General features: G+C 68.8%; 14 protein-coding genes. 5 read left to right on the forward strand and 9 right to left on the reverse strand.

Features of this window, described 5'->3' with window-relative positions:
- Positions 1–47: 47 nt before the first annotated feature.
- Both eccB and eccD read right to left on the reverse strand, forming a co-directional pair.
- Positions 48–1,454 (reverse strand): type VII secretion protein EccB, encoded by a 1,407-nt coding sequence (gene eccB, locus ACLJRL_RS18445; protein ID WP_410657419.1) that lies wholly within the window; start codon positions 1,452–1,454, stop codon positions 48–50.
- A gap of 5 nt (positions 1,455–1,459) precedes the next feature.
- Positions 1,460–2,836 carry a type VII secretion integral membrane protein EccD gene (gene eccD, locus ACLJRL_RS18450; protein WP_410657420.1) on the reverse strand — a complete coding sequence of 459 codons (1,377 nt, stop codon included), beginning with the start codon at positions 2,834–2,836 and terminating at the stop codon, positions 1,460–1,462.
- Positions 2,837–2,958: 122 nt separating this feature from the next.
- Here eccD and eccCa point away from each other — a divergent pair, with 122 nt between their 5' ends.
- The gene (eccCa, locus tag ACLJRL_RS18455) at positions 2,959–6,933 is read left to right on the forward strand and encodes a type VII secretion protein EccCa (protein ID WP_410657421.1); all 3,975 of its coding nucleotides are present in this window, start codon (positions 2,959–2,961) and stop codon (positions 6,931–6,933) included.
- Positions 6,934–7,079: 146 nt separating this feature from the next.
- Here the strand turns inward: eccCa and ACLJRL_RS18460 are convergent, their stop codons facing one another.
- The gene (locus ACLJRL_RS18460; RefSeq protein ID WP_410657422.1) at positions 7,080–8,177 is read right to left on the reverse strand and encodes a S8 family serine peptidase; all 1,098 of its coding nucleotides are present in this window, start codon (positions 8,175–8,177) and stop codon (positions 7,080–7,082) included.
- Between the two features lie 171 nt (positions 8,178–8,348).
- On the opposite strand from ACLJRL_RS18460, the gene ACLJRL_RS18465 reads away from it, so the two are divergent.
- Both ACLJRL_RS18465 and ACLJRL_RS18470 read left to right on the forward strand, forming a co-directional pair.
- Complete coding sequence (locus tag ACLJRL_RS18465; RefSeq protein WP_410657423.1) at positions 8,349–11,645, forward strand: right-handed parallel beta-helix repeat-containing protein; 3,297 nt, start codon at positions 8,349–8,351, stop codon at positions 11,643–11,645.
- Between the two features lie 152 nt (positions 11,646–11,797).
- The gene (locus ACLJRL_RS18470) at positions 11,798–14,209 is read left to right on the forward strand and encodes an NB-ARC domain-containing protein (protein ID WP_410657424.1); all 2,412 of its coding nucleotides are present in this window, start codon (positions 11,798–11,800) and stop codon (positions 14,207–14,209) included.
- 11 nt (positions 14,210–14,220) lie between these two features.
- On the opposite strand, the gene ACLJRL_RS18475 is transcribed toward ACLJRL_RS18470, so the two are convergent.
- Both ACLJRL_RS18475 and ACLJRL_RS18480 read right to left on the reverse strand, forming a co-directional pair.
- Positions 14,221–14,796 carry a sigma-70 family RNA polymerase sigma factor gene (locus tag ACLJRL_RS18475; RefSeq protein WP_233599024.1) on the reverse strand — a complete coding sequence of 192 codons (576 nt, stop codon included), beginning with the start codon at positions 14,794–14,796 and terminating at the stop codon, positions 14,221–14,223.
- A gap of 110 nt (positions 14,797–14,906) precedes the next feature.
- Positions 14,907–15,101, reverse strand: a complete 195-nt coding sequence (locus ACLJRL_RS18480; protein ID WP_410657425.1) for a hypothetical protein — start codon at positions 15,099–15,101, stop codon at positions 14,907–14,909.
- Between the two features lie 165 nt (positions 15,102–15,266).
- Here ACLJRL_RS18480 and ACLJRL_RS18485 point away from each other — a divergent pair, with 165 nt between their 5' ends.
- Both ACLJRL_RS18485 and ACLJRL_RS18490 read left to right on the forward strand, forming a co-directional pair.
- The gene (locus tag ACLJRL_RS18485; RefSeq protein ID WP_410657426.1) at positions 15,267–16,166 is read left to right on the forward strand and encodes a recombinase family protein; all 900 of its coding nucleotides are present in this window, start codon (positions 15,267–15,269) and stop codon (positions 16,164–16,166) included.
- A 47-nt stretch (positions 16,167–16,213) separates the two neighbouring features.
- Positions 16,214–16,522: a hypothetical protein gene (locus tag ACLJRL_RS18490; protein WP_410657427.1), complete on the forward strand. Its 309-nt coding sequence runs from the start codon at positions 16,214–16,216 to the stop codon at positions 16,520–16,522.
- An 88-nt stretch (positions 16,523–16,610) separates the two neighbouring features.
- On the opposite strand, the gene ACLJRL_RS18495 is transcribed toward ACLJRL_RS18490, so the two are convergent.
- The 4 genes from ACLJRL_RS18495 to ACLJRL_RS18510 all read right to left on the reverse strand — a co-directional run bounded on the left by ACLJRL_RS18495 (position 16,611) and on the right by ACLJRL_RS18510 (position 19,964).
- A complete protein-coding gene (locus tag ACLJRL_RS18495) occupies positions 16,611–17,909 on the reverse strand; it encodes a serine hydrolase domain-containing protein (protein WP_410657428.1) in 1,299 nt (432 codons plus the stop codon).
- A 119-nt stretch (positions 17,910–18,028) separates the two neighbouring features.
- Positions 18,029–18,790 (reverse strand): ABC transporter permease, encoded by a 762-nt coding sequence (locus ACLJRL_RS18500; protein ID WP_410657429.1) that lies wholly within the window; start codon positions 18,788–18,790, stop codon positions 18,029–18,031.
- Positions 18,787–19,596: an ABC transporter ATP-binding protein gene (locus tag ACLJRL_RS18505; RefSeq protein ID WP_410657430.1), complete on the reverse strand. Its 810-nt coding sequence runs from the start codon at positions 19,594–19,596 to the stop codon at positions 18,787–18,789. Before ACLJRL_RS18505 ends, ACLJRL_RS18500 begins: the two co-directional genes overlap by 4 nt.
- Positions 19,593–19,964 (reverse strand): DUF1048 domain-containing protein, encoded by a 372-nt coding sequence (locus ACLJRL_RS18510; protein ID WP_410657431.1) that lies wholly within the window; start codon positions 19,962–19,964, stop codon positions 19,593–19,595. The genes ACLJRL_RS18505 and ACLJRL_RS18510 overlap by 4 nt, the downstream gene beginning before the upstream one ends.
- Between the last annotated feature and the right edge of the window lie 476 nt (positions 19,965–20,440).

The following is a 20,440-nucleotide window of genomic DNA, read 5'->3' on the forward strand; positions in this document are numbered from 1 at the left end:
GACCATGCGGAACCACCGGCAGAAGTTGCCGGCCCCGGTTCCTCCGGTCAGGAACCGCAGGTGGCGGCCGCGGGCAGCACCGTTCCCCCGTCGCGCAGGATCGCCGGATCCAGCGCGGCGCCGGTCGGCACCAGGTTCAACAGGGTGGTGGGCAACCCGTTCGAGGCGGCCGACTCGAAACCGAGTGCCTTCACGCCCGCTGGAGGAACTGGATATTTCACCCCGGTGTCGGTCACCAGGAAGAGGGCGTCACCGGCCCGTCCCGACGCGGCCGAGGCCCTGACGAGAGCACCTCCCCCGGGTCGCACCGCGATCCGGTCGACCCGGGAACAGGGCGCCGCGATACCGGGCTGACTCGCCGGCACCTGTCCCTGCCGGGTGAACCTGTCGGCCACCGCCACCTGCGTACGCGGCGTGTCGCCGTCCGGGGTGACGAGGGCACAGAGTCCTTGTCCACTGTGGAGTGTCGTCGCCTTCGGCGGATTCGCGGGCGGCGGCTGCTCGACCGAGGCCAGCCGCTCGCTGACCACCCGTCCCGGCAGTGGGGTCACCGCGATCTCCCCGCCGCCGTACGCGGCCCGGCGGATCTCCGGATCGGCGGTCAGCAGCCGGTTGTCCAATTCGGACAGCGGAGTGAGGCCGGCCTTCGTGAGCACGTAATGCCGCGCGGGTTCCCCCGAAACGGTGTACAGCCTGCCGATCCGCGATTCCGCTCCGCCGAGGGCGGGTCCGGCATCGCCGAGTCCCTCGATCGCGGGCGGCCCGAAATCCGGGCCCGCGGGCAACGCGTCCAGCAACGCCGTCGGCACCTTGACGGACTGGAGCACCCCGTCCACCGCGTCGAGCGCGCCGCGATCGGTCACCACCCGATGCCGTTTTCCCTTCCACAGCAGGAAGGTCGTCCCGTCCGGGGTGACCGCGACGACCGCGGCGTCGTCCGCGAGGGGGTTCGCTGTCGCGCCGCCGACACGCAAGGCCGTCGGACCGGCCTGATCGCGATCCACAGCGGTGCACACCTCCCACGGATCGTTGGCGAGTGCGGGGAGCGCGTCCGGCGCGCCGATGATCCCCAGTGGCTCACCGCGCGGCACCTCTTTCAGCGAGGCCTCGGAGACGTGTTTGACCGCGAGTTGGTTCCCGGCGACCAGTTTGGCCGAGGCATAGTTCAGTACCGGCAGCAGTTTGCCGCCCGCGTAGAGGAACCGCGCCCCCGAAGAGTCGGCGACGACCAGCGCGCCCTCCACCCGCCAGGATTTGTTCCCGCCCGGTGAGACGAGGCCGAACACCAGCATGCCGAGGCAGGCGAGGACGGCGATCAGCACGCCGATGACACTGCCCCGGTACGTCCGGTTCAGCGGGCTTTCCGGCGCGTCCGGATCGACACGCAGCAAAGCCGACGACAGCCTGCCCAGCATGAACTTGTGTGCCTGTACCTGATCGGTTTTGGCGTTCATCTCCCTCAGCCCCCGAAACCGCGCATGAACGCGAACACGCCGAGCAGCCACAACGCGAGCGGCAGCAGCGAAACCGCGGCGAGGGTCTCCGCGATGTCCGCGAGCCTGCCCCACTGCGGCAGCAGCCTGCGACCTGGCAGCGTCCAGCGCGCCACCAGCACCACGGCGGCCAGCGCGAACACCCCCGCCACCATCGGCAACGGGGTGGCCGAATCCAGCTGTGAAGCCAGCAACAGCCGCAGTACGCCGTACACCCCCGGCACGATCACCGAGAGCCGCTGCCACACACTTCCCAGCGCGCGGCCGTGCACCAGCAGCAACGCGCTCAGCATGGCGGCGAAGGTGACGGCCTGCCACGACGGGTCGCGGACCACGAATTCGAGTGTGACCAGGCAGGCCATCCCGATCGCGGCGAACAACGCGGTCACGAAGGCGTCCGCGATCAGGCCCTTGCCGACGACCTCGTCACCGGGATGCGGATCGAGTTCCTCCTGCAGTTCCTGGGCGGTGGTGGGCAACCCCGGCAGCCGCAGCCCGGACAGCCGGAAGGCGATCCTCGGCACGAAGGCGCCGAGCAGGACGGCGATCACCGCGATGATCGTCGCCGAGGCGGACGCGCCGCCGTCGCCACCGAGCATCATCACCAGACCACCGGTCGCGCACAACAGCCCGAACGTGGCGACCGAGATGAAGACCGGCGCGAAACCCGCCACCGCCGCCATCCCGAGTGCGGCGGCTCCCGCGCCCGCGACGCAGGCGGCCAGCAGCCGCGCGCCGGTCAGTACCGGACCTTCGGGTCCGTGAGGGATGAGCGAACCGGCCAATCCGACGAACGGGACCGCGGCCAGCGCCAGTGACAGCGCCGCGGCGCTGTCACCGAGCGCGCGGGCGGCCGTGGCGGCGCACACCAGCAGGAAGAAGGCCGCCACCCCGGCGGACAACAAGGTCGGCCACGCGGCGGGCGCGGTCACCAGCAGCCAGAACCCGAGCGCCACGGCGGCCAGCACACTGCCGAGCATCGTCCACCGGGTGGCCCCCGGGCTCCACGAATCCGGCCGGGCGCGGGCCTCGGTGGACAGGCCGTCGATGATGTCGTCGAAATGGACGGCGGGCAGCTGTTCACGACGCTGCCGCAGGTGCAGGGTCTCGCCGTCACGCAGTTTGAGTACGTCGACCGTGGACTCCTGGTCCAGCGGTGGGTCGCCGAGCCGTTGCAGGATCCAGCCGTCGTGGTCCACCCCCTCTTCGGCCAGATCCTGACCCGCGTGGCCGAGGATCGTCGGCATCAGGTCGATCAACGGGATATCCACCGGGACGGCCAGTGCGAAACTGGCCGCCGGGGCACTGACACGGAGCTTGCACAGCCCTGAAGTGGTCGCCATGGCACACGCCTTCGATCGGGCGACCGACGCGCGGCATCGTGAGTGAACCGTCGCGTGGTCGGATTTCGTCACCTCTAGTGGAGCCGCCACCACAGCGCGTCCGAGAGGGAAGGAATCCGGCCTTGAGTGTAATCACATTCCGCAAGGGGACGCGACGGCCAGGACCGGAAATGCCCGAGGGCGAGCTGAGCATCCAAGAACCGCCCACGCTGCCCGAAGTCCAGCGCAGCGCCGGCGCGGTCATGATGTACCTGCCGATGGCGTTGTCGTCGACGGCGACCGTGCTGCTGTTCGTCCGCCCAGGTGAGAACGGCGCGTTCAGCTATCTGGCCGCCGGGCTGATGACGGTGTCCTCGATGGCCATGCTGGTCGGCCAACTGGGCCGCAGCGCTGGGGAACGCAAACAGAAACTCAACGACGCCCGGCGCGACTACCTCCGCTACCTCGCCCAGTCCCGCCGCAAGGTCAGGGAAGTGGTGACCAGCCAACGGGAAGCACTGGCATGGCGGCATCCCGACCCGACCTCGCTGTGGTCGCTGCCCGGTACGACGCGGATGTGGGAACGGGACGCCCAAGACGACGACTTCGGCGAGATCCGCGTCGCGCGGGGACCGCAGCGGCTCGCGTGGCGGCTGAACCCGTTGTCCACCAAGCCTGTCGACGACCTGGAACCGCTGTCCGCGCACGCGCTCCGCCGGTTCATCCACGCTTACGGCACCGTGACCGACCAGCCGGTCGCGGTGTTCTTGCCGTCGTTCGCCAGGATCCTGGTGCAGGCCACCGCCGAAGAGGGCGAGCGGATCCGGGCGCTCGCCCGGTCGATGATCGCGCATATCGCGGTCTTCCACTCCCCTGCGGAACTGCGGATCGTCGTGCTCGCCGCGCCGGAACGCCGGGCGTCCTGGGAGTGGGTGAAATGGCTGCCGCACAACCTCCACCCCAGCGAAACGGACGGCGCGGGGGAAGCCCGGCTGGTGGTGGAGTCCATCGCGGAACTGGAAAACGCGATGGGCGACGAATTCGCCACCCGGCCCGGATTCGATCCGGACGCCCTGCCCGACCTCCACGAGCCTTGCGTGATGCTGTTCGTGGACGGGGTCACCGTGCCGCCCACGAACCGGCTCGCCGGTGACGGTTACCGCAACACGACGGTCGTGGACCTCTCTTCGGCACTGTCCGTTCAGGACGACCCGCTGACCCTGCGGCTCCGGCTCGGGGACGGGATGCTGAAGCTGATCACGGTCGATCAGCACAACAAGGAGGTCGCCGGCGACCTCGGCCGTCCGGACGGGATCGGCCTCAACACGGCGACGGCGCTGGCGATGCGGCTGGCGCCCTACCGGGTCGGCGCGCGGCAGAAGTCGGCCGAACCGATGGCCGCGAACTTCGATCTGACGGCCATGCTGGGCATCACCGATATCCAGACCTACGACGTGGCGGCGGGCTGGGCGGCGAAACGCCCCGGCGGCAGGCTCCGGGTGCCACTCGGCGTCGGCCCGACCGGCACCACGGTCGATCTCGACATCAAGGAGTCCGCCCAGTCCGGGATGGGCCCGCACGGCATGCTGATCGGTGCGACCGGTTCCGGGAAGTCGGAGCTGCTGCGCACCCTCGTACTGGCGCTCGCCCTCACGCATTCGTCGGAGGTCCTGAACTTCGTACTGGTGGACTTCAAGGGTGGCGCGACATTCCTCGGCTTGGACGGGCTGCCGCATACCTCGGCGGTGATCACGAACCTCGCCGACGAGGCCGCGCTGGTCGGCCGGATGCGCGAGGCGCTCAACGGGGAACTGGTGCGGCGCCAGGAACTTCTGCGCAAGGCGGGCAACTACAGCTCCGCACTGGACTACGAACGGGCGCGGGCGAACGGGACTCCGCTCGATCCGCTGCCCACCCTCTTCCTGGTGGTGGACGAGTTCAGCGAGCTGTTGTCGGCGCACCGCGACTTCATGGACCTGTTCATCATGATCGGGCGGCTCGGGCGGTCGCTGGGCGTCCACCTGCTGCTCGCCTCGCAGCGGCTCGACGAAAGCCGGATCCACCAGCTGGAATCGCATCTGTCGTACCGGATCGGCCTGCGCACCTTCTCGGCGATGGAAAGCCGTGGCGTACTCGGGGTACCGGACGCCTACCAGCTGCCCTCCGATCCGGGGAACGGTTTCCTCAAAAGCGGTACCGCGGCGCTCGACCGGTTCAAGGCGGCCTACGTCTCCGGCCCGCACCGCGTGGTGCGCCGAAATGTCGAGCAGGCGGTGGTGGCGCAGCAGATCGTCCCGTTCACCTCGAAGTTCGCCGCCCGCACCGAACCGATGCCCGAACCCGAACCGGTGGTGGCCGAACCCGAGCCCGAAGGTTCGGTGCCGAGCCTGCTGGAACTGGCCGTCGACCGGCTCCGCGGCGCCGGTCCGCCCGCGCACGAGGTCTGGCTGCCGCCGCTGGACGCGCCCAGTTCCCTCGACGAATTGCTGCCGCCGCTGGTGGAGACCCGTGAACACGGGCTCACCGCGCAGGAGTGGTACGGCCGCGGCGGGCTGACCGTCCCGATCGGACTGATCGACCGGCCGTTCGAGCAGTCGAGGGATCCGCTGCTCGTCAACCTGGCGGGCAGCGACGGGCATGTCGCGATCGTCGGCGGACCGCAGAGCGGCAAGAGCACCGCCCTGCGCACCCTCATCACCGCGCTGGCGCTTACCCACACCCCGGCCGAGATCCAGTTCTACTGCCTCGACTTCGGTGGTGGAACGCTGACCAGTTTGCGAAAACTCCCTCATGTCGGAGGTGTGACCGGCCGTCTGGACGTCGAACGGATCCAGCGCACCATCGGCGAAGTCACCGCCCTGCTGACGCGCCGGGAGCGGTTCTTCACCGACAACGACATCGATTCGATGGCCACCTACCGGCGCAAGCGGGCCGCGGGGGACTACGCCGACCAGCGGCACGGTGACGTCTTCCTCGTGGTGGACGGCTGGTCCACGATCCGGCAGGACTTCATGGACCTGCTGCCGACGTTCGTCGAACTGGCCTCACGTGGCCTCAACTACGGCATCCACCTGATGATGGCGTCGAGCCGGTGGAGCGAGATCGTCAGCGCCGTCCGCGACCTCGTCGGCACGCAACTCGAACTCCGGCTCGGTGACGCGGTCGATTCGGTGATCAACATGCGCGCGGCGGCGACCGTGCCGAAGATCCCCGGCCGTGGCCTCACCGACAAGGAACTGCATTTCCTCACCGCGCTACCGTCCATCGACGGAGTGGAACGCGACGTCGCCGAACACGTCGAGGCACTGGTTGACCGGATCGCCTCGGCGTGGTCCGGGCCGTCCGCTCCCCCGGTCCGGATGCTGCCGCCGGTACTGGACCGGACCGAACTCCCCGAGCCGGACGCGGATATGCGCCTCGCACTCGGTATGGACGATCAGCGTCTCGAGCCGCTGTGGCACGACTTCGAGGACAATCCGCATCTGATGGTCATCGGCGACGTGGAATCGGGGAAGACGAACCTGCTGCGGCTGGTGATCGACGGCATCACCAAGCGGTACACCCCGCAGGAGGCCAGGATTATCACGGTGGACTATCGCCGCGGTCTGTACGACGCGGTGCCGCAGGAGTACCAGCTGGGCTACGCGGTGTCCGGGGATTCGGTGCACGACATGATCGACGGTGTCGCGCGGGCGGTCCAGACCCGGACGCCCGGCCCGGACATCACCCCGGCGCGCCTGCGGTTGCGTGACTGGTGGACCGGGCCTCAGGTATTCGTGGTGATCGACGACTACGACATGGTGGCGTCGTCGTCGAATTCCCTGTTCCAGCAACTGTTCGACCCGCTGGCCCAGGGCAACGCGCTGGGTCTGCACCTGGTCGTAGCCCGCGGCGCCAACGGGATCGGGCGCGGCGCCAACGATCCGCTGCTCCGGCGGCTCGTCGAGGTCAACACCCCGATGATGCTGCTCTCGTGCCCGCTTTCGGAAGGCATCGTGTTCGGTGAGGTGCGGCCGCGCGTCCTGATCCCCGGGCGGGCGCAGTACGCCACGCGGCGCGGAACGACCATCGTGCAGACGGCCCTCTCGGCCCACGAGGCGGCGCTCGTCACGAAATGACCGGACCCGCCCTTCCGTCGCCGCCCCCCATCAGCGCCGGAAGGGTTTCCCCGGCGGCTTGCCCGGCGGGTCCGTGAAGGCCTCCTTGAGGGACTCTGAGTCCCTCAAGGAGGCCTTCACGGACTCCGGAGAAGCCGAACCGGCACTTACGAACCGGCGCGCCATCCCCGTCGCCGTCCTCGCGGAATCACGAAAGCGGCCGCGCCCAGCAAAGCGACGGTCACCACGACGACGGCCACCACCAGCCAGGCCGCCTGCCTGGCGCTCGCGAGGTCCGACGCCGGCATCACCACCAAAGGCTCACGTCGGGCGGCGGCCGGGCCACCGGCCGTCGCGACCGACGTCAACGCCGCGAGCGGGTCGAGCACGGTCACCCCTGCCTGCGGGTAGGCGGTTTCCCGCAACCGCCGGGTGATGTCGGCCGCCGTCGACTCGGGCCGGTACGACCGGATCAGCGCCGCCGCGGCCGCCACGTGTGCGGCGGCGAACGCGGGTCCGGCACCGACGAACGGGCCACCGCCTGGTCCCTTGCCCACCACGAGATTTCCCGGTGCGGCAAGAGATCCGGGGACGGGCGCGGCCTTGGCGGCCGGTTTCCCGTCCGGGCCGATGGCGGTCACCGCGAGTACGCCGGGGAACGCCGCCGGGTAGTACGGGCCCGGTGGGACGTCGCGCGCGGTGGTCACGTCGCGGCCCGCCGCCGCCACGATCAGCGCGCCCGCCGCGACGGCCCGGTCGACAGCCTGCCGTAGCGCCGGATCCGCCTCGGTGACGGCCGTCGCGACGCAGATGATCCGCGCACCGGCCGCGACCGCGCCGTCGAGGGCGCCCGCGATACTCGCCGCGGTCGCCGCGCCTGCCTTGTCCGTACCGCGCACCGCGAGCACCCGCGCCTCGGGTGCGAGCCCGGAAACCTTGGCACCGTCCGCCAGAGGCAAGGCGATCAGGCTCGCGACGACCGTGCCGTGCCCGACACAGTCCGTACCGGCGTCACCGACCGGCTGGATCGGCAGGACCGACCCGTCGACCCCGGTGTCCACCACCGCGACGGTCACGCCTTCACCGGTCGACAGCGCCCAAAGCCGGTCCGCGCCGAGATAAGGCAGCTGCCACGGCACCGAGGGGACCTTCTTGCCCGACGGGGCGGTGCACGGCTGCCCGGCCTTCAACGCCTGCGGGATCTGCGGCAGCTCGGTGTCCTGCGCGGCCGCCAAACCACCGTTCGCCAGAAGGGTGAGTGTCACGCACGCCACGGCCAGAGGTCGCCTCATCGTCCCAGTCCAGCACGCACCGCCGGGAAACGAACAGGAAGAAGGACCGGCAGATTCCCCCATCGGTGAACCCAATCGGGCACCCACTGCGTTGTCCATGGTGGAGCCGAAGGTTCCGCCCGCAGAACGACGAGGGGAGCGCTCGTGTCACGGCACGTGCTCACAGTGGACCGCGATCAGGGGTATCGCACCATTTCGGCAGCGCTGCAGGACGCGCGCAACGGCACGGTGATCTCCGTGCTTCCCGGCCGCTATGACGAATCGCTGGTGGTGACGAAGGTCGTCACCATCGCGGCGAGCGACGCACGCGGCAGTGTCGAGATCGTTTCGCGGCAGGGCAGCGCGCTGCAACTGGCCGCCGAGGCGGTGAAACTCACCGGGCTGGTGCTGCGCGGTCAGCATGAGGAACTGCCCGCGGTCGACATCTCGCGCGGCCAGGCCGCGGTGGAGGACTGCGAGATCATCGGCGCCGCCTGGACCGCCGTGCTGGCCCGCAATTCGGGTTCGCTGGCGATGCGCGGCTGCCGGGTGACCAACCCCGGCGGCGCGGGGATCGTGGTCACCTCGCCCGCTCCCAGCATGATCGAAGACTGCGTCGTCGAACACGTGCAGACCTCCGCCGTGGTGATCGCCGAACGCGGCAACCCGACGGTGCGGGACTGCACCCTTCGGCACGCCAAGGGCAACGGCGTCTGCGCGAACGGCCAGGCCCAGGGCACCATCCAGCATTGCGACATCTCCGCGACCGGACGGCCGGGGATCGCGCTCGAAGAAGACAGCGCGACGAAGGTGCTCGACACCACCGTCCGGGACAGCGCGAGCGGCGTCTTCGTCAGCACCCACTCCTCACCGGTGCTCGAGGAATGCCGGATCACCAACACCACCGGCGACGGGATCACCGTGGCCGACGGCGCCGATCCCGTGCTGCGCCGTTGCCGCACGGCCAAGACCGGCGGTGTCGGCGTGCGGGTCACCGGACGGTCCCGCGGGTCCTTCGAGGACTGCGAGGTGGCCGACGCGACCGGCGCGGGTATCCATATCGACGAGGCGAGCGGCCCGTCGTTCAGCCGCACGGTGGTCCGTGGTGGTTCGTCGGTGGGGCTGCTGGTCACCGACGGCGCGACGGCCGAGTTCGACAGGCTGGAGATCCATGACGTCGCGGGCAACGGCGTCCTGGTGGAGGCGGCGGCCAACCCGCTCCTTCGCCGGGCGACGCTGAACGGCTGCCGGGGCAACGGCATCGAGGTCACCGGCAACGGCCGCGGCCGGCTGGAGGACTGCGAGGTCCGCGACGCCGGTCAGGCCGGGCTCAGCATCTCCGAAGGCGGAAGTCCTTATGTCAGCACACTTCGGGTGTTCCAGCCGGGACAGTCCGGGGTGCTGATCGGGCCGGGCGGCGTCGGCTCGCTCCGGGACTGCGAGATCGTCGAGGCCGGTGAGAACGGCGTGTCGGTACGCGACGGCGGAGAGCTGATGCTGTCCCGATCCACGGTCCGGCGCTCCCGGGGCCACGGCGTCCAGGTGGACGCCGGCGCGCGGGCGAAGCTGACGGCCGACGACGTCAGCGGCAATCGCCGGGACGGCGTGCGGATCGAGTCGGCCGACGCGGTGAGCGTCGTGGACTGCACCGCGTCCGACAACACCGGCGGCGGCCTGCGCGTCACCGTGCCCAGCGCCCGGCTGTCGGTGGAAAACCTGACCAGCAACGCCAACGGCACCCCGGATATCGACGGCAGCACCGCGAGCACGGCCGAGGTCGCCGAGACCGACGTGGACGGCACCGCACCGCAGCAGGCCGAAGACGACGGCGCGCCGCTCGCGAAACTGGAGGCGCTGGTCGGTCTCAGCGGCGTCAAACATCAGGTGAAGACGCTGGTGAACCTGAACAAGATGGCGCGCAGACGCGAACAGGCGGGTATGGTCGCGCCGCCGACCAGCAGGCATCTGATCTTCGCCGGCCCGCCCGGTACCGGAAAGACGACCGTCGCCCGGCTCTACGGCAGCATCCTCGCCGAACTGGGAGTGCTGCGCGAAGGCCATCTCGTCGAGGTGGCCAGGGCCGATCTGGTCGCCCAGATCGTCGGCGGCACGGCGATCAAGACCACCGAGACCTTCACCAAGGCACTGGGTGGCGTGCTGTTCATCGACGAGGCGTACACCTTGACGGCGCAGGGTAAGGGCAGCGGACCGGATTTCGGCCGGGAGGCCGTCGACACCCTGGTCAAGCTGATGGAAGACCACCGCGACGACCTCGTGGTGGTCGCCGCCGGCTATTCGCAGGAGATGACCGCGTTCCTGCAGTCCAACCCGGGGCTCGCGTCGCGCTTCACGCGGACCATCGAGTTCGAGAACTACGCCAACGACGAACTGGTGACGATCGTCGAGCGGATGTGCACCGCGCACCAGTACCAGGTGCCCGAGGACACCAGGAACGCCCTGTCCGTCCATTTCGGACAGATGGAACGCGGCGACGACTTCGGCAACGGGCGGACCGCGCGCAAGGTGTTCGAGGAGATGGTGGACCAGCAGGCGTTCCGCCTCGCGAGCGAACCGGAGGCGGACGACCAGAGCCTTTCGCTCCTGCTCCCCGCCGACGTACCCGGCGGGGTGGCGGCCGGCGCCCAGCAGGGCGACGACGACGCGCTGACCACGTTGCGGACACGGCTGGATTCGATGATCGGCCTGACCGGGGTGAAGGATGCGATCAACGACCTGGTGAACCTGATCTCCACCGCCCGGCAACGACGGCAGGCGGGCCTGCCGGTCCCCGCGATCAGCAATCACCTGGTGTTCGCCGGTGCGCCCGGTACCGGCAAGACCACCGTGGCCAGGCTCTACGGCGAACTACTCGCCGCGCTGGGCGTGCTGCGCAAAGGCCATCTGGTCGAGGTCGCGCGTGCCGACCTGGTCGGCCGCTATGTCGGGCACACCGCGCATCTGACCAGGGAGGCGTTCGAAACCGCGCGCGGCGGCGTGCTGTTCATCGACGAGGCCTACGCCCTCACGCCGCAGGGTGCCACGGGCGGCGACTTCGGGCAGGAGGCCGTCGACACCCTGGTCAAACTGATGGAAGACCACCGCGACGACACGGTGGTGATCGTCGCCGGCTACTCGGCGGAGATGCGGATGTTCCTCTCCTCCAACACCGGTCTCGCCTCCCGGTTCTCCCGGCATATCGAGTTCGAGAACTACACGACCGACGATCTCGTCACCATCGTGCACCGGATGGCGACGACGAACGGTTACGAGTGCGCGCCGGAGACCGTCATCGCGCTGCGGAAGCATTTCGCGGCCGTGGAACGCGGCGTATCGTTCGGCAACGCGCGCTACGCCCGGCAGGTGATGGAGATCATGATGACCCGCCAAGCCGGACGGCTCAGCACGACGGGCGCGCCCACCGTGGCCGACCTCCGCCTGCTGTCCCCTGCCGACCTGCCCTGATCCGGTTTCGGCCCCCGGCCCCGGCCCCGTCTCCCGACGCGGGGCCGGGGCCGTTGTCGTTTCGGGTGCCCATTCGGCTCGAAACCAGGACACCGGGCCATGGCAGGATCATCGGTGTTCGGCACGCCCGTCGCTGAGAGGAGTTTGGCCGCGTGGGTACGACCGCGTTCGGTGACTTCCTGCGTTTCTACCGGTTGCGCATCCCGATGACCCAGGAAGAGCTGACCGAGCGGACCGGGATCAGCGTGCGCAGTATCAGCGACATGGAACGCGGACGGGTCCGCAACCCGCAGCGGCGCACCGCGGAACTGCTGGTCGACGGCCTCGGCCTGACCGGCGAGGAAGCCGCCGACTTCGCCGATCTCGCCCGCTCTGGGCGCCGGGCGGCGCCGGAGCGCGAGGACGAACCCGCTCCGCCCGAAACTCCGCAGGCTGCCATCGTCGCCGCCCTGCCGCCCAACCTCACCGAACTGACCGGCCGGGAAGCCGAACAGCGGATCCTCGACGACGTCGCGCGGGCCGCCGAGTCGTCATCCCGGCTGCAGGTCGCGGTGATCCACGGCCTGCCGGGCTCGGGCAAGACCGCGCTCGCCATGGACGCCGGGCACCGGCTCACCCGGCATTTCGGCGACGGCTGCCTGTTCCTCGACCTGCGCGGCATGGATCTCGAACCGCTCACCCCGGAACGCGCGGTCCACCGGCTTTTGCGCGGGTTCGGGGTGGACGAACGTCGGCTCCCCAACGATCCCGAAGACCGCCTCGCCCTCTACCGCTCCCTGCTGCACGACCGCGACGTGCTGCTGATCCTCGACAACGCCGCCAACGAGGCCCAGGTGCGGCCGCTGCTGGCCACCAGTCCCGGATCGATGGTGCTGGTGACGAGCCGGAACACCATGGCGGGCCTCGACGCGCGGCACCGGATCTCGCTCGGCTCGCTGTCGGAAGACGAGTCGGTGGAACTGCTCCGCGTGATCGCCGGAACGCGCCGCCTGAACACCGAACCGGACGCGGCGCGGCGGGTGGCGCAGCTCTGCGGCGGGGTGCCGCTCGCGTTGCTCATCGCGGGCAACCGGCTGGCCAGCCGGGCACAGTGGACGATCGCGCATCTGGCCGACCAGCTGGAGAACGAACGGCGGAGGCTGTCCGTACTCACCGCGGGCGACCTCCAGGTGCGCGCCGCCTTCGAACTTTCCTACCACCACTTGACTCCCGCCGTCGCCCTGGTGTTCCGACGGCTGGCGCTGGTGCCCGGTCCGGACACCTCCGTCGAACTCGCCGCGGTGGCTTCCGGGCACTCGGCGGACGAAGCGGAGTCTGCGCTGGAAAAACTCGCCGAAGCCAGCCTTCTCGGCTTCAGCGGCACGCCTGGCCGGTACACCAGCCACGACCTGCTGCGCGTCTACGCCATGGAGCGGCTCGAAACCGCGGAGCGGACCGAGGATGTGCACGCCGCCGGAGAACGTGTGCGGAACTGGCTGCTCACGGTCGCGACGAAGGCCGCGCAGTTCTTCGACCACGACCGGCCGGAGGTGACGATCGCGGTCGACGGGCCCGATCCGGTGCGCGACCGGGATTCCGCGGCCCGGTGGCTGGCGCGGGAGCAGACCCACTGGCGTGGCGCGCTGCGTGCGGCCGTGGCTCGGGGTGAGCACCGCCGGATCCTCGAGCTGGCCGAGGCGATGCACTGGTACTCGGATCTGCGTGGCACCGGCGTTCTGTGGCGCGAGGTGTTCCGGGCGGGCGCGGCGGCGGCGCAGGCCCTCGGTGACGTCAAATCCGCCGCCGAGCAACTGAACTACGTGTCATGGGCGCTCTACGCGCTTTGTGGCGAGCCGCGTGAGGCACTGGCGGCGCATAAGCTCGCGGTGGCGGCGGCAGGCGAAGCGGGCGACGTCGTGACGGAGGCGTGGTCGCTGTACTACGGGTCGGCCATCACCCGGCGGCTCGGTTCGCCCCGCGAGGCCGCGCGAATCGGCAGGCGCGCGGTGGAACTGTTCGAGCAGGCCGGCTATCCGAACGGTCGTTCTCTGGCGCTGTCCTTGCTGGGCAGCATGCTGCACACCCTCGGCGAGTTCGACGAAGCCGTGGCCGTGCAACGGCAGAGCGAGGCCTACTACCGGGGTTCGGCCATCGCGGCAGGCAACGACGAACTGCTGTCCATGGTGCTGACCAGGCTCGCCGACAGCCTGGCGGCGAGCGGGGACGTCACGGGCGCGCTGGGCCTGCTCGACGAGGCCGAGGCGTTGTTCCGCAGGCACGACGCGACGTTCGGGGTGGCGCGGGTGCAGACACTTCGCGGGCGGGTGCTGTCGAGGGCCGGACGTCTGGAGGAGGCCGAAGAACAGCTGCTGTCCGCCCTTGCCGAAGAGCGCCAGCCCGAAACGAAGATCGAGATCATGGCCGAACTCGCCGAACTCGCCGACGCCGGTGCCCGGCCGGAGGAAGCCCACCGGCACCGGGTGCGCGCCCTCGCCGAATGCTCCCGGTACGAAACTCCTCATGCCCGGAGCCTGGCCCGGAAACTGGCCACCACCCTCGGCGTCGAGGTCCGGGAATCGGCCTGAGCCCGTCCGGGTCACCACCCGGCGGCCGTGACTCCGTTGCAGGCCAGCACCTCCGTCATCGCGATCCGCGCGTGGTGCACCCGTGATTTGACCGTGCCGACCGGCACACCGATGCTCACCGCCGCCCGTTGCCGGGTGCGGTCGTACCGGTAGACCTGTTCGAGGGCTTCGCGCTGCATCGGCGTCAGCTGGGCCAGCCCTTCTTCGACGACGCACCGCTCGACGACCTCGTCGGCGAAGTCGGTGCCGCCCGGCAGCAGATCGAAGTCGTCGTCACCGAACACCACCGGACGGGCGGTGTCGCGGCGGGCCCAGTCGACGATGAGGTTGCGCGCGACCGTGAACAGCCAGGCGCGGACCGAACCGCCCTTTTCCGCGAGCGTCTCCCTGTTCCGCCAGGCGCGGAACAGGCATTCCTGCACGACGTCCTCGGCCCGGTGCGGGTCGGTGGGCAGCAGGCGGCGGGTGAACCGCAGCAGATGATCCCGGTGCTCGGCGTGCAGCGACGCAAGAAAGGCGTTGCCGACGGCCGACGACGGTGCCCGGCCTGCCAGCGCGGTCACCTCGGTGATGCGGTGGCGTGCCACGCTGACCTCCCTGCGGTTGACGGCTTCGATGGCTCAATTCCACCCTCGGGACCGTGCGGCGACCATGCGGAAGGACCGGCAGAAGTGGCAGGCGGGCTGTTCTTCCGGTCTCACCCGGCGTAGGCGGGCAGGTCGATGGAGTCCGAGGGCGGATTGGTGAAGCGGGCGGCGATACGGCCGACCCGGGGTCGCGCGGCGACACCGGCGAGAGTGGTCAGCAGCCGGATCCCGGCGCGGGTTCTCGGAGCGGCCAGCCGGGGCGCGATCCAGGGAACGTTCTGGGCCTGTGCGACGTAGGGCCGCATGATCGCCTCCTAGGAACGGAACGCCTCGCCATGATCGGACTGACGGACGCGCAGGTCGTTAACGAGGGACGCCACCAGGGTGGCCGCGCTCCGTACGGGTACGTGGTCGTAGATGGCGGACCACATCCGAACCCGAGGAAGGCAGCGGAGGGGTTCCGTCTGCGGGTGCTCGCGATCGACGAGCCGGCGGCCGAAGTCGTGCGCCGCATCTTCGCTGAGTACCTCGATGGGATGGGTGATCAAGCGATAGCGAACGGGCTCGACCGCGATGGGATCCCGTGCCCTTCGGCTCGACGACCGGAGCAGAACCGGCATCGGCTCGCGGACGGCTGGCAGGGCAGCACAACGCGATCAATCCTGGAGAATCCTCGCTATACGGGCTATACGGGCTATACGGGCTATACGGTTTTTGGGCGGTCGGCTCGGCAGGAGATGCTGTTCGATCCAGATGACGTCGCTGCCGGCAACGTCGTGCGGTTTCGGCGAGCAAAGCCGGACCGGGTGGTTCGATCACGTAAGCCCGCTCATCCGAAGATCGTGTCGGTCGAAGACTTCACGCAGGCGCACTTGATCCGGCGAGCCAAAGCGGCAGGCGGCCTCCGGACAGCGCGCAAGGCCGAACGCACGGGCCGCCCGGTGAAGCACGTGTACCTGTTCCGCAGTCTCATCCGGTGTGCCGCATGCGAACGGAAGATGGAAGGCAGCCCGCGCAAGTACGGCAGGTACTACCGATGCCCGGCCCGAACTCTGGCACCGGGTGCACCGGCCTTGCTCACACATCCGCCCACGATCTATCTCCGGGAAGAGCCGCTGCGGGACGCGGTGAACGGCTGGATCGGTGGGTTGTTCGACCAGCAGAACATCGAGCAGACCGTCAGCCAGCTCTTGGGCGCCCAGCCAATGGTCCGAGCGAGGGCGATGGAGTCGCAAGCAAACAACTGGAGGAGGCAGAAGCCAATCTCAGGCGATTCCAGGCCACTATCGCCGCTGGCGTCGACCCGACGGCACTGGTCGAAAGCATCAACGAGGCCCAAGCGGACCGAGCGGCTGCGCAGGGAGCGTTAGCGGCCGCGGGCGAGCCAGCGGGGATCACCGACGCCGAGGTCTACGCGATGATCGACTCGCTCGGCGACATCGGGGCAGCGCTCGCCGACAGCGAGCCGGGCAAGCTAGCAAAGCTCTACCGGGATCTGAGGCTTGACCTGCGGTACAACAACGAAAAAGAGGCCGTCTACGCGACGACCTCTTTGCGTGTGAATAACGCGGGTGTCCGAGGGGGGGAGGTGAGCCCCTTCGGGCGGGAAATCGCCCGTGATACGGGAGATCATCTGCAAACCGTACCAGAAGAATCGCCGTACTCTTATTTAGTCACCCGGCAGCTGCCGCGACGTCGGCCGACACCTAGCGCATCTCCGTACTGACGTCAGCCTCCAGCTCTATTCGCCGCAACGGTCGGTATCTCCAGCCCAGCCTTCGACCGCGTGAGCGGCTACCCGACGCATGTCTTCCTCATCCGAGGCAGGCTCGGACTGCCTTGGCCAAGTTCGCCGCCCGCGGGTCGTCGGGCCGGTAGGACCAGAGATTCGTGACGTAGCCGAAACCGACCTCGGCGTCGGGGTCGGCGAAGCCGATCGAACCGCCGGATCCCGGATGGCCGAACGACCCGGGTCCGACCATCGGCATCGGCAAGCACGCCCGCATGAACCCCAGCGACATGTAGAAGGAGCGGTCAGCAGGGATGTTCAGCCCCGGCGGCAACCCGTGCATCGTCGTCTTGCTGGTGTGGACGACCGTAGCTCTCCGTACCGTCGACAGGTTCAGCAGCCGCACTCCGTCGACGTCGCTGACCGTGGCGGCATACATGCGGGCCAGCGATCGCGCGTCCGTGAGCCCGTTCGCGGCGGGGAACTCCGCCGCGCGCCAGGCACGCGTGTTCCAGTATTCGGATGTGACGTCGAAGGCGCCGCCGAGCTGGCCGGCGCGGGTCTGGACCGAGCCTGGGCTGTACAGGGCTTTGATCCATGCGGTGACCGTGTCCTCGTCCAGCCCGGTCAGCTTGATCATCCCGGCGGTCAGCTCCTCCACGGTCAACGGCGCGGCGTCCTCGATCAGGGCCATCCGTGACTCATGTTTCTCGGGCAGCCCGATCCAGGCGCTCAGGCCGAGGGGACGTGCGACCTCGTCGGCGAAGAACGTACCGAGTGACTTGCCCGTGATCCGGCGCACGACCTCTCCGACCAGGAATCCGTAAGAGTGGGCGTGATAGACGTGCTCCGTGCCCGGCTTCCACAGTGGCTTCTGCGCCTCGAAAGCGCGGATGACCGGATGCCAGGCGCACGCCTGCTCGAACGTCAGCGGCCCGTCGAGGATCGGCAGACCGGCCTGGTGCGACAGCAGCCAGCGCACCGGAATCCGGTCCTTGCCGGCGGCACCGAACTCCGGCCAGTACCGGGTCACCGGGGCATCGAGATCCAGCTGTCCGCGCTGCACGAGGATGTGAGCGCAGATCGCGGTCATGCCCTTCGTCGTGGACGCGACCCGGACGATGGTGTTCTTGCGCCACGGCCGGTTCGCCTGACGATCGGCGAGACCGCCCCAGAGGTTGACGACGGGGCGGCCGCCCACGTAGACGCTGCATGCCGCGCCGATCTCGCCGGGGTTTCCTTTGAAGTTCGCGCGGAACGCGTCGGCGACCTTTCCCCAGCCGTGCTCGACGCCGTTCTCGTCACAGCCGCCATCGCCGCTCCTCGATGTGCTCGCGGAGGCGGTGCCGGCGGCGAGACCGGCGAGCGCGCCGGCACCCAGCACGCCTCCTAACAGCGTCCTGCGTCGGAAGTTCCCCTGGCCGGCTGTTCCCCCAGTCGTATCTGTCATTGCTGTAATCCTTTCCGGAGAGCTGAGATTTCTTGAGAAGCGGATTCGCCCGATCAGGAGATCTTGCGGCGGTAGGTGATCGTCGCGAAGGCGTAGGCGACGATGAGGATGCCGCCACACCAGGCGAGGGCGATCCAGATGTCGGTGCCGACAGGCTGCTCGGTGAACAGGGCGCGGACGGCGTTGACGATGGACGTCACCGGCTGGTGCTCGGCGAAAGCGCGTACCGGGCCGGGCATCGTGGCGGTGGGCACGAACGCGGAGCTGAGGAACGGCAGGAAGATGAGCGGGTAGGAGAACGCGCTCGCGCCGTCCACGGATTTCGCGGAGAGACCGGCGATCACAGCGAGCCACGTCAACGCCAGGGTGAACAGGAGCAGGATGCCGCCGACCGCGAGCCACGTCAGCACTCCGGCACTCGAGCGGAAACCCATGAGCAGGGCCACGCCCACGACGATCACCAGCGAGATCAGATTGGCGACCAGCGAGGTCAGCACGTGCGCCCACAGCACGGACGACCGCGCGATCGGCATGGACTGGAACCGCTCGAAGATGCCGCCTTTCATATCGTTGAAGAGCCGGAGTGCGGTGTAGGCGATGCCCGACGCGATCGTGATCAAGAGGATGCCGGGCAGCATGTAGTTCACATACGAAGCCGACCCTGTGTTGATCGCGCCGCCGAACACGTAGACGAACAGCAGCATCATGGCGACCGGCGTGATCGCGGTCGTGATGATGGTGTCCACGCTGCGCGTGACGTGCTTCAGGGATCGTCCCAGTAGGACGGTGGTGTCGCCGACGAAGTGCGTGGTCATCGTTGTTCCTTACTCGTCCGTGCCGTGTCGCCGTTCTTGCCGTTGTCACCGACGAGCGCGAGGAAGACGTCCTCGAGACGCGGCTGCTTCTCGACGTACTCGACCTTGGCAGGCGGGAGCAGCTGCTTGAGTTCGGTGAGGGTGCCGTTCACGATGATCCGGCCCTGATGGAGGATCGCGATCCGGTCGGCGAGCTGTTCGGCCTCATCCAGGTACTGCGTCGTGAGCAGTACAGTCGTGCCACGCTCGGCGAGGTCCTTCACCGCGTCCCACACCTCGATGCGCGCCTGTGGGTCGAGGCCGGTCGTCGGCTCGTCCAGGAAGATGACCGGCGGATTCCCGATGAGGCTCATCGCGATGTCGAGACGGCGGCGCATGCCGCCTGAATACGTCGACACCTTCCGCGCGCCCGCGTCGGTCAGCGAGAACCGTTCCAGCAGACCGTCCGCGATCTTGCCCGGACCCTTGAGATGTCGCAGTTTGGCGACGAGCACGAGGTTCTCTCGCCCGCTGAGGATTTCGTCGACGGCGGCGAACTGTCCGGTGAGGCTGATGGACTCCCGCACGTCCGCGGCCTGTGTGGCGACGTCGAAGCCGTGGACGCCCGCGGTGCCCGCGTCGGCCTTGAGCAGCGTGGAGAGAATCTTCACGACCGTGGTCTTGCCCGCCCCGTTCGAGCCGAGCAGGGCGAAGATGCTGCCCCGCGCCACGTCGAAGTCCACGCCACGCAGCACCTGCAACTCTTTGTACGACTTTTCCAAACCCCGCACGCGGATCGCCGGTTCGGAGGTCGTGCGCGCGGTCATCGGGGTCCTTCTTCCTCGGCACGCGTGATGGCGTCGGTCAGCTGTTTCCGCGCACGGGTGGGGACGTAGCCACCCTGCGAGTAGTTCTGGACGAACGCATCGGCGAACTCGGCCGGGTTCTTCCCGACGATGTCGCGGACCGGGGTTCCGTCCGCCGCTGCCTGTTCGAACAGGTCGGCGAGGTCTTCGAACATCGACGCGTTGCTGTCGGCGTCGGTCGGCACGAAGTGCATCAGGTACCGCTCGATCGCCTTGACCGTCGTCCGGTAGTTCTCGGGAAGCTGCTCCGCGCGTGCCTTGTACGCCTTCCAGCGCTTCTTGGGGCCGAACACCTTCGTGATCAACCCACCCTTTTCGACATCGGACATGATTACTTTCCTCCTTTGTGGAGCTGTTCTGGCCGCTCATCGAGGAAGCTCCAGTTCCTCCAAGACTCCGCAAGATGTTCATGGCCCTGAACATTGAGCGAATACACCCTTGCGCGCCGAGCTGCCAGATCCTGACCAGCAGCGCATCCACGGCGCCTTCGGCGATGCCGGAGAAACCCTGCCCCCGCAGCCACACCGTGATCTCGTGGCCGTACACGGACCGGCCGGACAGGATCACCGGCGTGCCCCCACGGAACGCTTCCTTCAGCTACTTAGTACTACTGACTACCGGTACATAGTAACACTGAATAGCTGGAGGGCAAGCCCTCCCGGCAGCACCGCCATCCATCTCAGTTCTTGCCGCAGAACACCGTCTTGAGGAGTTCGTTCAGCGCCGCCGGGAACGCCGCGTCGCTCACGGTGGCTCCGGACGTGACCGAAGCGGTCATCGTCTTGCGGCCGTCGGGAGTGCTGTA

It is taken from the genome of Amycolatopsis sp. lyj-112, from assembly GCF_046549055.1.
Taxonomy (GTDB): Bacteria; Actinomycetota; Actinomycetes; order Mycobacteriales; family Pseudonocardiaceae; genus Amycolatopsis.

Bases quoted from the DNA above. Each gene is read 5' to 3' on its own strand.
- ACLJRL_RS18505 (WP_410657430.1), bottom strand. From the start codon at position 19,596: ATGACCGCGCGCACGACCTCCGAACCGGCGATCCGCGTGCGGGGTTTG.
- eccD (WP_410657420.1), bottom strand. From the start codon at position 2,836: ATGGCGACCACTTCAGGGCTGTGCAAGCTCCGTGTCAGTGCCCCGGCG.
- ACLJRL_RS18480 (WP_410657425.1), bottom strand. From the start codon at position 15,101: ATGCGGCCCTACGTCGCACAGGCCCAGAACGTTCCCTGGATCGCGCCC.
- ACLJRL_RS18490 (WP_410657427.1), top strand. From the start codon at position 16,214: ATGATCGACTCGCTCGGCGACATCGGGGCAGCGCTCGCCGACAGCGAG.
- eccB (WP_410657419.1), bottom strand. From the start codon at position 1,454: ATGAACGCCAAAACCGATCAGGTACAGGCACACAAGTTCATGCTGGGC.
- ACLJRL_RS18510 (WP_410657431.1), bottom strand. From the start codon at position 19,964: ATGTCCGATGTCGAAAAGGGTGGGTTGATCACGAAGGTGTTCGGCCCC.
- ACLJRL_RS18500 (WP_410657429.1), bottom strand. From the start codon at position 18,790: ATGACCACGCACTTCGTCGGCGACACCACCGTCCTACTGGGACGATCC.